The sequence below is a fragment of the Nitrosospira sp. Nsp2 genome (genome assembly GCF_003050965.1).
Lineage (GTDB): Bacteria > Pseudomonadota > Gammaproteobacteria > Burkholderiales > Nitrosomonadaceae > Nitrosospira.
The window spans coordinates 105,280-119,698 of record NZ_QAOU01000002.1 but is presented as its reverse complement, the minus strand read 5'-3'; the positions used below and the strand labels follow the sequence as shown (position 1 = coordinate 119,698).

General features: G+C 50.9%; 13 protein-coding genes. 8 read left to right on the top strand and 5 right to left on the bottom strand.

What is annotated here, in order from left to right:
• Window positions 1–359: 359 nt before the first annotated feature.
• Both C8R31_RS04680 and C8R31_RS04675 read right to left on the bottom strand, forming a co-directional pair.
• Window positions 360–1,769: a carotenoid oxygenase family protein gene (locus C8R31_RS04680; RefSeq protein ID WP_107692920.1), complete on the bottom strand. Its 1,410-nt coding sequence runs from the start codon at window positions 1,767–1,769 to the stop codon at window positions 360–362.
• 136 nt (window positions 1,770–1,905) lie between these two features.
• Window positions 1,906–2,304 carry a hypothetical protein gene (locus tag C8R31_RS04675; protein WP_107692919.1) on the bottom strand — a complete coding sequence of 133 codons (399 nt, stop codon included), beginning with the start codon at window positions 2,302–2,304 and terminating at the stop codon, window positions 1,906–1,908.
• Window positions 2,305–2,759: 455 nt separating this feature from the next.
• On the opposite strand from C8R31_RS04675, the gene C8R31_RS04670 reads away from it, so the two are divergent.
• Window positions 2,760–3,989 (top strand): hypothetical protein, encoded by a 1,230-nt coding sequence (locus tag C8R31_RS04670; protein ID WP_146164551.1) that lies wholly within the window; start codon window positions 2,760–2,762, stop codon window positions 3,987–3,989.
• Window positions 3,990–4,119: 130 nt separating this feature from the next.
• Here C8R31_RS04670 and C8R31_RS04665 read toward each other — a convergent pair whose 3' ends face one another.
• Window positions 4,120–5,052: a hypothetical protein gene (locus tag C8R31_RS04665; protein ID WP_107692917.1), complete on the bottom strand. Its 933-nt coding sequence runs from the start codon at window positions 5,050–5,052 to the stop codon at window positions 4,120–4,122.
• A 396-nt stretch (window positions 5,053–5,448) separates the two neighbouring features.
• Between C8R31_RS04665 and C8R31_RS04660 the strand changes: the two genes are divergently transcribed.
• A complete protein-coding gene (locus C8R31_RS04660) occupies window positions 5,449–6,642 on the top strand; it encodes a hypothetical protein (protein ID WP_107692916.1) in 1,194 nt (397 codons plus the stop codon).
• Window positions 6,643–7,416: 774 nt separating this feature from the next.
• On the top strand, window positions 7,417–7,638 hold the full coding sequence (locus C8R31_RS04650; RefSeq protein WP_107692914.1) for a hypothetical protein: 222 nt from the start codon (window positions 7,417–7,419) through the stop codon (window positions 7,636–7,638).
• A gap of 578 nt (window positions 7,639–8,216) precedes the next feature.
• On the opposite strand, the gene C8R31_RS16460 is transcribed toward C8R31_RS04650, so the two are convergent.
• Window positions 8,217–8,360 carry a hypothetical protein gene (locus C8R31_RS16460; RefSeq protein WP_258192616.1) on the bottom strand — a complete coding sequence of 48 codons (144 nt, stop codon included), beginning with the start codon at window positions 8,358–8,360 and terminating at the stop codon, window positions 8,217–8,219.
• Complete coding sequence (locus tag C8R31_RS04645; protein WP_258192545.1) at window positions 8,335–9,603, bottom strand: bifunctional diguanylate cyclase/phosphodiesterase; 1,269 nt, start codon at window positions 9,601–9,603, stop codon at window positions 8,335–8,337. Before C8R31_RS04645 ends, C8R31_RS16460 begins: the two co-directional genes overlap by 26 nt.
• Before the next feature lie 413 nt (window positions 9,604–10,016).
• On the opposite strand from C8R31_RS04645, the gene C8R31_RS04640 reads away from it, so the two are divergent.
• The 5 genes from C8R31_RS04640 to C8R31_RS04625 all read left to right on the top strand — a co-directional run bounded on the left by C8R31_RS04640 (window position 10,017) and on the right by C8R31_RS04625 (window position 14,278).
• On the top strand, window positions 10,017–10,235 hold the full coding sequence (locus C8R31_RS04640) for a hypothetical protein (protein ID WP_107692913.1): 219 nt from the start codon (window positions 10,017–10,019) through the stop codon (window positions 10,233–10,235).
• Between the two features lie 615 nt (window positions 10,236–10,850).
• On the top strand, window positions 10,851–11,372 hold the full coding sequence (locus tag C8R31_RS16175; RefSeq protein ID WP_219907449.1) for a hypothetical protein: 522 nt from the start codon (window positions 10,851–10,853) through the stop codon (window positions 11,370–11,372).
• Between the two features lie 92 nt (window positions 11,373–11,464).
• Window positions 11,465–11,776, top strand: coding sequence for a hypothetical protein (locus C8R31_RS16170; protein WP_219907448.1), 312 nt, complete (start codon window positions 11,465–11,467; stop codon window positions 11,774–11,776).
• Window positions 11,769–12,230 (top strand): hypothetical protein, encoded by a 462-nt coding sequence (locus tag C8R31_RS04630; RefSeq protein ID WP_107692912.1) that lies wholly within the window; start codon window positions 11,769–11,771, stop codon window positions 12,228–12,230. The genes C8R31_RS16170 and C8R31_RS04630 overlap by 8 nt, the downstream gene beginning before the upstream one ends.
• Window positions 12,227–14,278, top strand: coding sequence for an AAA family ATPase (locus tag C8R31_RS04625; protein ID WP_107692911.1), 2,052 nt, complete (start codon window positions 12,227–12,229; stop codon window positions 14,276–14,278). Before C8R31_RS04630 ends, C8R31_RS04625 begins: the two co-directional genes overlap by 4 nt.
• Window positions 14,279–14,419: the final 141 nt, after the last annotated feature.

The following is a 14,419-nucleotide window of genomic DNA, read 5'->3' as shown; positions in this document are numbered from 1 at the left end:
ATGTCCCACATACGACTGGGAATCGTTAGCCTTAAAGCGCTACTAATGGAGCGATACACTAGCAATTACATCCGTAGGAACTATGCTTCGGTAGCCAGTAGTCAGCGGTGCTAGGAAACAGGTCAAGAACGATATGAAGCGGGGCCTGGATCAGGTTTAACGCCACTCATTTTTTTAGTTACTTGCGGGGACCGCGACGCTTTGTTCGTGGCAATCAGTGCGCTAACGTATTCTGGCTCGGTTATCGCACTATATTCGGCCCAGGCCGGCCGCGCACTCGATTATTCGATCCAGTGAACGGATCACCCGCTCGATGCAAGCCAGGATGGGATGGTGGCGACCTGCGCCAAGCCCCGAAGCTACGAACGAACATAAGCACCGTGAAAGCCGAACGGCACGTGCTGGGGAACAGTCGCGCGGGCAACCTCCGACAAGTCACGCGCGTCGAGCAGCAAAAGATACGAATTGTTTGCAGGTGCATCCAGCACAACCGACAGCAATATGCCCTCGTCCTCCAGTTGGGCGTCTGGCCGTGCGACAAACACCGGCTCGCCAGGGTATTGGTCCTCCTGCTTCCACTCCCTGACGTCGCCCGCCAGATCGAATTTAACAACACTGTCAAAAATGGCTGATTCACCCCCTTTTGTAAGGCCGGCAGCATAAACATACTGGTACGTCTGGCCGTTGCACCGCTCATAGTTGATGCGCGGCAGCTCTCCCGAATAGTCCGCCAGTCTGCGGGAGCTGACCGTGCCGGCCGACACGTCAATCGTAAATCTCCGCAATTCGTTTTGCGGATAAACCTCATGGTTCGGCCTGTTGAGCAATGAGTTCAGGTAGAAGTACTGCACCACATCGGCATCCGGATACACGATCATGTCGAAATCTATTTTGCCGTCCCGATCGGCTGAATTAACGTGGTGAAAGCCGAACCAGGCTTCGTCGGTATGTGCATGGCTGACTTCGCCCGTATCGCGATCAACCAGCGAAAAACGGGTGCCGCGCTGTGGTTGCCATGTGTAGTTGGCAATGAACGGCTTGCCTCGCAACAACATGCTTAATGGATTCACCACCAGGGGAAACTCCATCAAAACGACATACTTCTGGCTGAGCCCGAAGCTGTGCATATACGATGGCCTGTCTGTCTGGTAGCTGCCAACCAGTCGACGTTCACTGCTGCCGTCAGGCAACGTGTAGATGTTGTATGTGGATTGGCGCCCAAAATTGAGCAGGTAGTTGAACTGGCTGCCGTGATCGTAATGCGGGTGAGCGGTGGTCAATTGGCCCTTCAGCGTGTCGCCGTAGCTGACGATACCTATGGTTTTCAGGGTTTCTTCGTCGAAAGCAATCGGCACGGGGCCTTCAGTTTGAGCGACGAACCGTCCGGCAATCTTGCCGATCGAGACATTGGCATTGGCGCCGGGTGCCGATCCCGTAAAGACCTGGGCAATACGTTTGAACAGGGAACGGCAGGGATCAGTTGCAAATTCCGCATATTGCATTTTTCCATCTTCAGCCGCTCGAAAAGCAGGGCTGTCGAGGAACTTGTTCGCATAGCTGACCCGGCCATTGGCGATATGGAACCTGTGCAGCATCGCCAAGCCGTCGAACCAGTGATTCAGCGTTTTGTCTTCCAGGCCGAACCGGGCGGGACCGTTACGCAGAAGCGTGCCGGATAGCCAGTCAGGTATGATCCCCTCTACGTTTAGCGAAGGAGCGATGATTTCTTTCGTCTGATCCGCAAACCCTTTTCTGTAGTCATCTCTCATTTCAGCACCTCCTCATTTCCGAGATTGAAACGGTAGTAGTCACGCTGCCGTACGGTTGTAAGGCTCAGGAGAGATATGTATTGCGTTCTTAGCTAATAAGAAGATAGAAACAAAGAAGCACTTACTAATCGGAATGCTAACCGTTTTCTTTTATCAAGTTTGTTATTCTCTCCATCCGCTTACGACTTAAATCGCACCAGAGGAGGTAACAGAGGAATAGCAGAGCCGACGCCAAAACAAGGCTCAGGCTGACTCCGTACATTCTAGCGAATGGCAAAACGACTTCATCTAAACCAGTAATAGCTTTAGAAGAAAATTGAAGTGCAAAGGAAAAAAATAGTAGAACGGAACCAAAAACAAAGTCAGTTTTTTGTTGAGCAAGCTCTTTCGCGACCGCCGCGCCGCTATCGTAAAAAGCAACAGCAATTACATCCAGCGAGGCATCTTTTATTCTAAGGACACCCATCGAAAAAGCTACTCCACTACCCAGACCGACAACAAGAGCAAACAGATCAAGGAAAAGCCCGAGCGTCATAATTTCCTAAATTAGAAAAGAGTAATGACTGAGATTTTATTCGTTTTCATCGACGTGATGTACCAGGAAGCAATTCTTTGCTAACCACCTACACTACATTTCCCTTCCCGTTTTTTTGAAATACCCACACTGATTCTCTGGTGTACCTCAGTACACTGGTAAATACTGCCGAGTTCGCTAAAATTACCCGGACAGCGTCCATGTATCGGATGCGAAGATATACTTAGCGGTGAACGGATTCTCTTCGTACGGTGATACTTAGGTATGAGCCTCGGTATAGAAATCCAAAAACCAGCTGTGAAAAGATTATCTCTACCGAGATTCCCGCTTTTCCATAGTTACTACCATCACCTACCCAGGGGAACAGCTACATGTCGTTTCCAGCCCAAGTATTCCGAATACTGATCGCGTCGCCCTCGGACGTTATCGTCGAACGAGATATCGCAGTCAGAACTATGCAAGAGTGGAATGACTTAAATGCGGCAGAGCGCCGGTTAGTGCTACTGCCTTTAAGGTGGGAAACACATTCCGCACCAAAGTACGGGGAGCGGCCTCAAGAGATCATCAATCAACAAGTCGTTGACCGTTGTGATTTATTAGTTGGGATCTTCTGGACGCGCGTGGGCAGCCCTACTGGAATGGCTGATAGCGGCACCATTGAAGAGCTTGAACGCGTCGCATCAGAGGGAAAGCCTGTAATGCTTTATTTTTCCCAAGCAAAGCAAGATCCGGACAAATTAGACCTTGAGCAATTGGCTAAGCTGCGGGAGTTCAAGAAAAAGACATTCCCGCACGCTCTCGTAGAAAGCTACTCTGATGTTATCGAGTTTAAGGATAAATTATCGAAGCAAATAGAGATGCAGTTAAGAACGCTACTGGCTGAACGCGCTGAGAGCGACTCAGAAGCAACGTCTGTTCGACCTGTTACCGATATTATTCTCCGTTTCGCGGATCCGGATAAAGGTGAGGACGTAGGAGCAATATTGATGTTGAAAACTAAAGTGGTTGATGTCACGGATTTTGAATCAATTCCTGATTTTACCCCACCGAAGACCGAGAAAAAAAACTCAAGCGTAGAACGTATTACGGATGTACTTACGCAAAGTTGGCTTACAAATCTACAGATATCCGATTCCAATAAGAATTATTATCGTCAGCGAGTAACTGCATTGGTGCTGAAGGAATTTTTCCGCCCAATACGCTTTTGGCTTAAGAACCGTGGCGGTATCGGTGCGCGAGACGTTTATATAGATCTCAATATTCATAGTAACAATGGTCGAATAATTGTGGTCTCAAAACACCAGCTTCCAACTTCATTACCTTCAAGATCTTCATCTCGTTCAGGGCTTTTGGGCGATCATCATCCAGAGTCCCCTGATGAACTTATCTCAAGCGGCAGTGATAGTTGGAACACCAAAATCGAGGTTCGGGCGTTGCAACCTCAACGAGAGTTGAGCCCAGCTACGGAATTGTTTATTGGCACCCCCGAAAGCTGTGACGTAATCATCACTGCAAAAATATTTGCTGACACACTAGCACAGCCTGAAATTCAGGAATTAGCGTTGCGAATAGACGTTGATAAAATGGTTGTTCAGGCAAGTGAAATAGTTAGCGAAATAATTCTTCCGACAACGGAAGCTGATCAAGCGCGCGACATAGAGCTAGAACTCGGTGGCAGCAAATAAGCTAGAAGACACCGCTGTTACCAACAGCAGACCTGTTAAATGGGTGAGAACGGGGACAAAAAGTCTATAAATCTCCTGCCATCTTACGAATTCCACGGTAGGGGGGACGCTAAAAGCACTATTCAATCCATCAGAACCTTACGCGCCAGTCATCTACGTAACCCCGGATGAAGTCGGTCCGAAAGCCACCTGTGCCATTGGGAAAACGACTACGGGCGTAGTGAGTGGTGGTCAGGGTCTTCTTATAGTCATCCGACGGACGGGTGACGGTGAACGTCAACTTCACCCCCGGCGCGCCGGTGGCGGGATGTTTCACGTCTTCAGCGCGGAAAACGAGGTTGTACCAGTTTTTGGTGCTGACGGGGCTCCCGAACGTATCGTCCTTCAGAAGGATGTAGTTATTATCCTTACAAAGCTTTTGTTTGATGAACATCCCCCCATCGGTTTTTAACGACGCCACATAGTGATCATTTGTAGTTCTGTACCGGGCGTACATCGACATCCCTTGATCGCTTTCCTCCCCTGGCTCCTGCTTGTCTAGCGAACTGAGATAGAGCCGAATTCTGTGCTCCTGGTTCGTCCAGAGCACGCGCTTTCCATGCGGGTCGAGGCTGAACGTCACCGCGCGAATTTTTCGGTACTCCAAACCCCGGGGTAAATCGAGCAATGCGTGTTCGACCGAGGCTGCATATCCCGTGCGGCCGTCGCTGATGGTCTGCTTGCGCAGGCACTGAGAGCTAACATCAAGGTGTGGCCGGAGCGATTTGCCGGAAGCACACTCAACTATTTCATTATCCGCGTATTCATTGAACGTCTCGCTCCACTCATCGCCAGGGCCGGCGGCCCGTTCCGGGTATGGGGCGGTTCCGGGGTATGCGTCGTAGGTTGGTGCTGAAGATCCTTTCGGACACCAACTTCTTACTGAGTCCTCAATTGCATCTACCTCCGCGTCGTTAAACTCAGACTCAGACGCCTGGACATCGTTGGAGAGGCTGCGGCTGAGCAGTAATACGAACACCAGCGCGAGTACTTTGTGTCGGTAACTGGTAGTCTTTTCATCCATAATAAATCCTCCCTCCCCTGAAGGGGGCAGTGTGACAAGGGGTTAATCATATGGTGCGCCGCCGTGTCTCGCCAGATGATACATCTTTGACCATATACCACCGCGTCCCGTATTTCCTTTGAAGATAGTATTTTTGTATATCTCCGAGCGTCGATGAGGTTGCAGTTTTTGGTAATGGAGGCTGGTCGACTCACGCGCCGGCACGATGTCTCCACTCCATGCGAACGATTGGATGCACAGATGGATAGCGGGGTGCGACAAAATGCCGCGCGGCAATTTGCCGCATTCTCAAATCGACGCTTTCGCACTATGCTTTGGCTTGGCTTCCCTACACTAGCTTGCGGGTGGTGATAAGTGACCTACAGCTTGCATATCACAGCTATTCTAGGTTTACTAATGGCAACCGCCACCTTGGGCCAGGCGGCCCAGCCGGCAGCAAAAATACGGAATATTGCAAACCCTGCGGCCCTCGGCGCTCAGTCCCCTCACTTTGCCGTGCTCCCTGCTGGGGGCATATTGATGAGCTGGGTAGAACCGGTTGCCGACGGCCATGCTCTCAAGTATGGCGTATTGCGCGATGGACGATGGATCCACAAGGGCGAAGCCGCGCGCGGTAATGACTGGTTCGTCAACTGGAGCGATTTTCCGTCTGTGGTACCCATTGACGAGTCCTTTTGGGTGGCGCATTGGCTAATCAATAAGGAAGGCGAGAACGTCTATCACTACGATATCGCCATATCCATTTCCCGGGATGCCGGCATAACGTGGAGTGCTCCCCGTCCACCCTATCGCGGCGCTACCGCGGCGCAATATGGTTTTGCCACGATATTCCCCGTGAATGACAGTGCCGGCGTGATCTGGCTGGATGGACGCGATCGGCGCAAGCGGAATGGCGGTGGCAAATCGGCTTTCACTTTACGCTATGCACACATTCATCGCGACGGCAGGATGGATAGCGAGCAGATCATCGACAGCAGTACATGCACTTGCTGCTGGACAACAGTATCCGTAACACCAGTCGGTCCAGTTGCAGCCTGGCGTGGCCGCACGGAAAACGAAATCCGCGATCACCGGGTAGCGCGTTTGCTTGCTGATAAATGGTCAGCACCTGCACCGCTGGGTAATGAGGGATGGGAAATTGATGGGTGCCCGGTCAACGGCCCCATGTTGAGTGCCCACGGCATGCAAGTTGCCGCTGCGTGGTTTACCGCCCAAGGTGATCGCCCCCGCGTGAACGCCGCATTCTCCTCTGACGGCGGGCAGAGTTTCGGCCAGACAATTGAAGTGGATGGCAAGAACCCGACTGGACGCGTTGGACTCGCCTGGATTGATAACCGTACCGCAGTCATTTCCTGGATTACGGCGCCAGACCTGGCAACCATGAAATCCCACCTGGTGCTACGCAAGTTGTATACCGATGGCTCATCCGGTCGGATGATACGCCTCGCGGAAATCAGTGCCGGACGAGATAGCGGCGTGCCGCAAATGGTTGCGGACGGTTCAAATTTCTTATTGGCATGGACAGGTGAAGCTCCGGATCATGGCGTCCACATGATATCCGTCTCCCGGGACTGGCTAAGAAACCTCTAAGAAATCTCTAAAAAAGTTCGATGTAGAAGGGTTTTAGAAAAAAGGGGCCTTGCTTTCGGATTCCCTGCCATTTTTAGTCACAAGCTATACTCTCCCACATCTCATATCACTTCCTAATCTCGCCAACTAGCCGTCTAGAAATCATGGCCAAGCAGCGGCGGCTCGATTCCGCCCGACGTATGTCGGTTGGTTCTCTTCAGTTCTGGCAAGTTGTGTAATTTTCCTTGCTCAATTACACAGGATTTACACAACCATTTTCAACTGCCATTACGCCCCCCTTAGGCCACTGCGTGTTTGTGAACGGCTCAACCCGCAATGCGCCCGTCCCATAATGTCGACGAATCAATAAAAATTACAGTGTATTTTGATATGCGTAGTGCGTAGCGCGCTTTGATTTTTTTCGAGGTTAGCATACCTCTCGAAATTTCATTGAAGATTCCAGCCAAACAGCGGAAATCAGCCGCGCAGAACCGATCCGCCGAGCGGCGAAATTGGCAGATCAGAAGAGCCAACCAGGACGCCATAGACGCTGAAATCAGGTAGCAAATGCTGGGCTGGGCTCGAAGTTACGTTTACGAACATTACGTCAAAAAAACATCAAGAAAATGTGAATTTTTTGCGAACTAAATTTATCCATGATCGTCTTAGTGGTATACCATACGGTACTGTACGGTACGGTACGCGGTACGGTACGCGGTACGGAGCGGAGCGGTACGGAGCGGAGCACCACTTAATTTAATTACTTTCGTAAGAGCAACCACAGGAGACTTGAGAATGAGTAAATATGTTACGTATTTGCGGACCCTCGAAGGCAATATCGAGCGCTTGCCAAATGCCACCGCCACGCAACTCGGTCCTTACCATTATGAAGAAACCCTCGTGGGCTGGCCCGAATCAAAGGTATATTGGGCGAACGACAGAGGGCCCGCCGTGGGTCTGGCGCCGCTGGATGCAACTTCGAGATCAGATGATCAGTTGGGCTTCGTATCGGGATAACTCCATTCCGTTTTTCCGGGAATCGATGATTTATTACTGCGAGGCTCGAAAATAATTTGCCTCGCGGATGGGTCCGGGCCGCGACCCCGGACAAGAATCGAACCGGCGTTAATGGTACAAAACAATAGGGACAGACTCGACCTGTCCCTATTGGCTCGGTAGTGCGTGTTGGGTTTACCCCTCGCTACGTGGAAATTGTGTATGCAGAACTGCCCGACGATGTTTAAATCAGTTATTCCGTCGATCGCCCAATTGATTAGTCCTTCCTCCAAACTCAATCTCCGCAAGCCTCCCGTGCCTCTTTCCACCGGAACGTGACAGACATACCGTTGTAGCTGGCGACTTGTTCTAACCAAGCCCATCTGATGCTACGCAAGTTGTATATCGATCCGATGGCTCATCCGGTCGTTTGATACGTCACGGAAATCAGTAACGGACGAGATAGCGGTGTGCCGCAGCAAATGGTTGCGGACGGTTCAGATTTTTTATTGGCATGGACAGGTGAGGCTCTCGATCATGGCGTCCACATGATATCCGTCTCTCGGGACTGGCTAAGAAACCTCTAAAAAACTCCTCTTTTATGATGCCGATTTCGTGCGGACGCCGTTATAAACGCCCTGTGCAAGGCCCTTATCACTCTTCTTTTTCTCCAAATACATCGCCTCATCAGCATGTCTGAGAAGTTGTTGCGCCTCGTCACCATGCCGAGGGTAGAGTGCAATTCCTATGCTTGGGCAGTATGCACAAGCTGCGGCCTCTTATTTTGATGGGTTGGCTGATAGCACTGCGGATTTTTTTGGCGATATTCGAGGCGTGCTCAGGCATCTGGATGTTTTCCAACAGCACCACAAACTCGTCACCGCCCATGCGCGCGACCGTATCCAAACCGCGCAGGCACCGCTTTAGACGATTGGCAACCTCTTGCAGCAGCTCATCGCCTGCAGCATGACCCAAAGAGTCATTGACTTGTTTGAAATTGTTCAAGTCCAGGTAGAGCACTGACATTTGCCCTTGTTCACGTCGTGTTCTTGCGAGCGCCATTTTCAGGCGATCATATAAAAGTGCTCGGTTGGGTAGGCCGGTCAAGCCGTCGTATTGAGCCATGTGTTTTAGTCGGGCATGTAACTGTTTTCGCTCGATAGCAGTAGCAACTTGACTGGAGACGAATTGCACCAGTTCCTTGTCCTTCCTAGTGTAGCGTGCTCCGTCCGGGTTGCCTTTCAAAATCAGGGCACCGATAGTACCCGTATGCGAATTGAGCGGGACGACCAGCCAGTACACCACATTGCTATCCTTGATAGCACCTGATCCATCGGGAAAGGTCGCCAGCGAGTCAGGTCCCAGCAGCAGGGACTGTCTGGTACGAATGACTTCTGCGCAGAGAGCACCTAGGGCTGTTTGCTGCGGTTCAGACGCCTCGCGGAAGTCACCGGTGTAATAGGGAAAGCTCAGCTGATCATTTCTCTCATCGTACATCGCCACGGAAAAGTTAGTCGCTGACAACAGCTTGCCGATTATTGGATGAATTAGCTGAAACAAAGAGGGTAGATCCTCTGCATTATGCGCGGCTTCAGAAATGGCATAGAGCGCGGCCTGCAGTGCTTCAGCCTGTTTGCGCTCGGTGACGTCTCGAGCAACAGCAATCCTCACCTTATCGGCTTCCAGCCAGCGGGCTGACCACATAATGTGCACCACTTGTCCGTCCTTGCGTATATAGCGGTTCTCAAAATCAAGTTTGGGATGCCCTGACATGATTTCATTGGCCGCCCGGAGAGTTATCGCTCGATCCTCCGGTACCACCATCTCTAACATAGCCTTGCCGATCATTTCTTTCGGTGTGTAGCCAAAAATGCGCTCGCATGCGGCACTGACAAAGATAAAACGCCCCTCTCTATCAACAATGCAAATAGCGTCAAGCAGGTCATCTATAAATCTAGTCAACGATGGGTAAGGTTTTATATCCATATGTGAAGGATACTACTTGGGGTTAACTATGGCCAAGGCCATACTCGGCCCCGAATGTGACGACAATAGGAAAACGGGCATATGCGAGAAGCGCGTGCCCCGCCGTGCTCCGATGTGTAGTTGGCTACGAATGGCTTACCTCGCAACAACATGCTTAGCGGATTCACCACCAGGGGAAACTCCATCAAAACGACATACTTCTAGGAGTGCGCGCGGTATGCAGGTTGCCGCTGCGTGGTTTACCGCCCAAGGCGACCGGCCCCGCGTAACGCCGCATTCTCCTCTGACGGCGGGCAGAGATTCGGCCAGACAATTGAAGTGGATGGGAAGAACCCGTCTGGACGCGTGGGATTATCCTGGATTGATGACCGTACTGCGGTCATTTCCTGGATTGCGGCGCCAGACCTGGCACAATGAAATCCCACCTGGTGCTACGCAAGTTGTATACCAATGGCTCATCCGGTCGGTTGATACGCCTCGCGGAAATCAGTGACGGACGGGATAGCGGCGTGCCGCAAATGGTTGCGGACGGTTCAGATTTTTTATTGGCATGGACAGGTGAAGTTCCGGATCACGGCGTCCACATGATATCCATCTCGGGAGTGGCTAAGAACCCTCTGAAAAACCGCTAAACAAGTTCGATGTAGCGGAGTGCTTTAGATAAAACGGGCCTTCCTTTCGGATACCCTGCCATTTAAAGTCACAAGCTATACTCTCTCACATCTTTTGTCCCTTCCTGGTCTCGCCAACTAGCGGTCTAGCCGTCTAGCCGTCTAGTCGTCTAGTCGTCTAGTCGTCTAAAGATCATTGCTGAGCAAGCCATAAAGAGCACATTTTAGCTACAGACCCAGCCCCGTTCTCGCTGAGTCCATCCGTCCGCTACTCGATAAACCAATTCCAGCACTTAGCACCGCTCACTTAAGAGCGTCTGCTTCATCCCTAAATTCGGAATAACCATATTGATTCTCTGGTGTACCTCGGTACACTGGTAAATACTGCTGAGTTAGCTAAAATCACGCGGTGCATCACTTGCGCGACGGCCATAACAAAAATGTGCTGCAATGTGCAGTGGCTAATCAAAAACAACAAGTTTGTCGTTGGGGAATAATATGACTGCAAGCCTCTCTGGTTTCTCTTTGTGCGGTTCCGGCACGGAGTCTCATCGTTCATGCCCTCTCGAAAATAAATTTCCCCCTTTGACGTTGATAGAGCCAACTAAATCCTGCTATTGATAGACTGCAAATACGGTGTTTAAAACAAGTTTTGGTGTTTTCGACGGAGACGGATGGGAAGCACTTTGCCAACAGGTCTTCAAGAAAAAATTCGCGAAGGAAGGCTATCAACCGATACCAGCATCTCCAGGCGATTTTGGGCTCGAAGGCTTCACAATGGTCACGGGCATTGGGTTTCAGTGTTACTGCCCAGATAAACACTATACCAGCCAAGAGTTGTATGAGGCGCAGCGCAACAAGATAACGAGGGATCTATGTAAGCTGAAGAAAAACGAAACAGAGCTAAAGCGGCGATTTGGCTCCACTACGTTGAGCGACTGGTACTTCGTTACACCAGAAATTAACAAGAACGATTTGCTTGCTCATGCGCGAACAAAAGAGGCAGAAGTAAGAAGCTGGAATCTTTGTATTCTGCAGCCCAACTTTCGCGTCCATCTGCACGACGCGACCACTATCTCATCGAAATCAACGAAATTCAGGCGGCTACTGGCGAAGCTCTGGATTTTGGCATTAGCCCTTCGGTTCTGCCCGCCTTAACAGAGCAGATAGAGATCTATGAAGACAATGTACTTCGTAAATGCAAAGCACTACTCGTGTCGAAACAGACGTCGGCACGGTACGACTTCCTCGTGAATCAAATTAATCAGCAAACCCTGAAGAGCTTTCTTGAGTCCGACGCCAGCTTTCGGAGAATCCAAGAGACGGCGCCGACTTTGTATTTCAAGCTTGTTCGTCTCATCAACGAGTTCGAGAAGTTTGTTGTGGAGACAAGTGCCATTTGGGATGGCACTGCGGATGAGTTAACAAGAACTGTGCGAGATAAGTTGACGCAACGGATAGTGCGTGATCTCTCGCCGCTGCTCGATGAAACGAACGCCAGTCAGATATCTAGGCATATGGTCGCACGCTGGCTGGCTATTTGTGAGCTCGACTATGACTGAGGCCAAAATGCGCCTGCTTTTCCAACGTAGGCCTGCTCCGATCATGGCGGATCACAGGCCACTGTATAAGATTTGTCAATTTCTACTCGTGCTTCGTATGGCATCCAGAAGTGGTAAGTCCAGCCTGACCCGCATGCATTTATTCAACTGGGCTTTCAAGCGCAGTGATCGTAGCGCACGCATCATTGAAGCAGCAAAGTCGAAGGAGTTGCGCGTCACTGCTTGGGGTTTTGACCCAGCGCTTGCCATTGCTCTGAAATATGGTATTGCTGAGGGGCTAGTGCGGACAGTATCCACTGGCTATGAGTTAACAGACCGTGGCATAGCACTCGCGGATGCAGTGGTTAAAGATAAAGATATCTTTGGTTCAGAAAAAGCCATTCTTATATCGATAGGTAAGGACATTACCGAGGGGATGGTCGAAGCGGTAGCCAAGGATTGGGAGGTAATATGATTATTCGCGCAATCAAGCTTCGCGCCATAACCAGCAAAGGGGACTATGGCTTCTATTTTCCATTCGCGCGTGGCCTGACTGTTATCCGTGGCGGCAACTCCAGTGGTAAGAGCACGCTATTCAACTGTCTGCTGTACGGGCTTGGAATGGAAGAGCTTGTCGGAGGTAAGGGTGAAAAAGTTCTCCCCTATGCGGTAAAAGAATACTTCGAATACAACAACCAACAAATTAATATTGTTGCATCTGAGGTCTATGTTGAGCTCGAGAACAACACTGGCCGCATTGTTACACTCCGACGTGCCATTCGTGATGAAGTTAGAGACACTAAGCTTGTTGAGATTTTCGAAGGTGCGCACTTAACGACAAAAGCAGAGCGTGGGGCAGCAACCCCAACTTACTTGCACGATGCCGGAGGTGCCATGAAGCTTGAGGGATACCATCGCTTTTTGGAAAACTTTCTCGGGCTAGAGTTGCCCCCTGTGGCAAAAACGGGCGGTGGTGAATGCAAGCTTTATCTACAGACGATTTTTGCGGCGCTGGCTGTTGAGCAGAAGCGCGGCTGGACGGACTACATCGCGAACATTCCGTTCTATGGCATCCGTGACGCTCGCACGCAGGTCACACAATTCCTGCTTGGACTCAGCGTCTTTGAAACTAATGTCCTTCGAAACCGCTTGGATGCGGATGCGGTTGCTATCGACCTTAACTGGCGCACTTTTAGCGACGAACTGCGGCGTGAGGTAACCGGCATGGGTGTTGTCGTTGAAGGGATTCAAGGGCGACCAGGCGCATTGTTTGATACTGCGCTTGTTCGCTTGGTCAAGCAGATCGAAGGGGCTTCTATGCCAATTTCAGAGTACGTTGTTCAGCTACGAAACGAGCACACGGCACTGACGCAGCAAGCTGAGGGCTATAGCCGTAGCAGTGGAGCGCATATTCTCAAGGTGCTCGACACGATGAGCGAAGAACTGCAACACCTCAGCGTCTTGCACGAGCGGGCGACAGCGTCGCTTACCCTGCAGCGAGCATCTCTGCTGGAGTACGAGATCTTGCTCATGGAGACAAAGGAAGACTTGGAGCGCAACAAGACCGCAGCTAAGCTTCGTGATCTCGGGGCGCAGCATGCAGTAGAGCTTGCGATTGGGCAATGCCCGACTTGTCATCAACATGTCGACGATACGTTGTTGGGGGGTATGGTCTCTGGCCCCCAGATGGATCTGCAGGCAAACATCGATTACTTGGATAGTCAACGCCGTATGCTTCAGAGGCAAATCGCTGGGATGCAGGAGGCAGTTCGCAAATCGGAGGTTGATGTGGCCAATCTTGCTACCAGAGTTGCGGCAAAGCACGACTACCGGAACGCCCTGCGAGGTGACGTCAGCAATGGTGCATCAGAGTCTCGTGCCATTGTCCGTCGCCAAGTGCAGATTGAACTTGAGGTCGCCGCTATCGAGAAACTAGAAATTCAGATGACTACACATTTGGAGCGGTTAAAAGGTGTTGCGGGTCGGCTCGCAGAGAACCAAGCGGCACGAAAAGCTTTGCCGAAGGACACCTATACCCAGAGCGACACAGCGCGCATTTCGCTGTTCCAGAAGATGTTCCGGGCTAATGCGGGTTCGTTTGGATACGAGAGCGCGACTATCTCCGAAATCAAAATAAGCTTAGACAATTTGACGCCGACCCTGTCGCAGTTAGAACTACGAGAAATCATCACGAAGGTGCCAAAGGCTGACATCAAGGCGGACTCAAGTGCAAGTGACTTTGTGCGACTTATTTGGAGCTACCTACTTGCTCTATATCAGACATCGGCGCAGCACAGCACGAAGGGCAATCATCCAGGAGTTCTTCTTCTGGATGAGCCGGGGCAACACTCAATGCGGTCAAGCAGTCAACACGCGCTACTGCAACTGCTGAGCGCTGAGACGAATCTGCAAAGCATAATCGCAGCGTCATTCGACGAGAATGAGTCTGTTTTTAAGGAGGCGACGGATGGACTCCAATACAAGCTTATCGAGTGGGATGGAAAGCTGTTGAGTCCTCTTTGAAATTCTGCGAGATTTTTACTTGAGCCGTGCTAAATGCGGAATAGAACGTAACCGATGAACTGGACCTTACCCGGTTTCGTAGACATTTCGGAATGACTACTTTCGAGAAACATGAGGGGCTGCATCGTGCCAGAAGCAGCC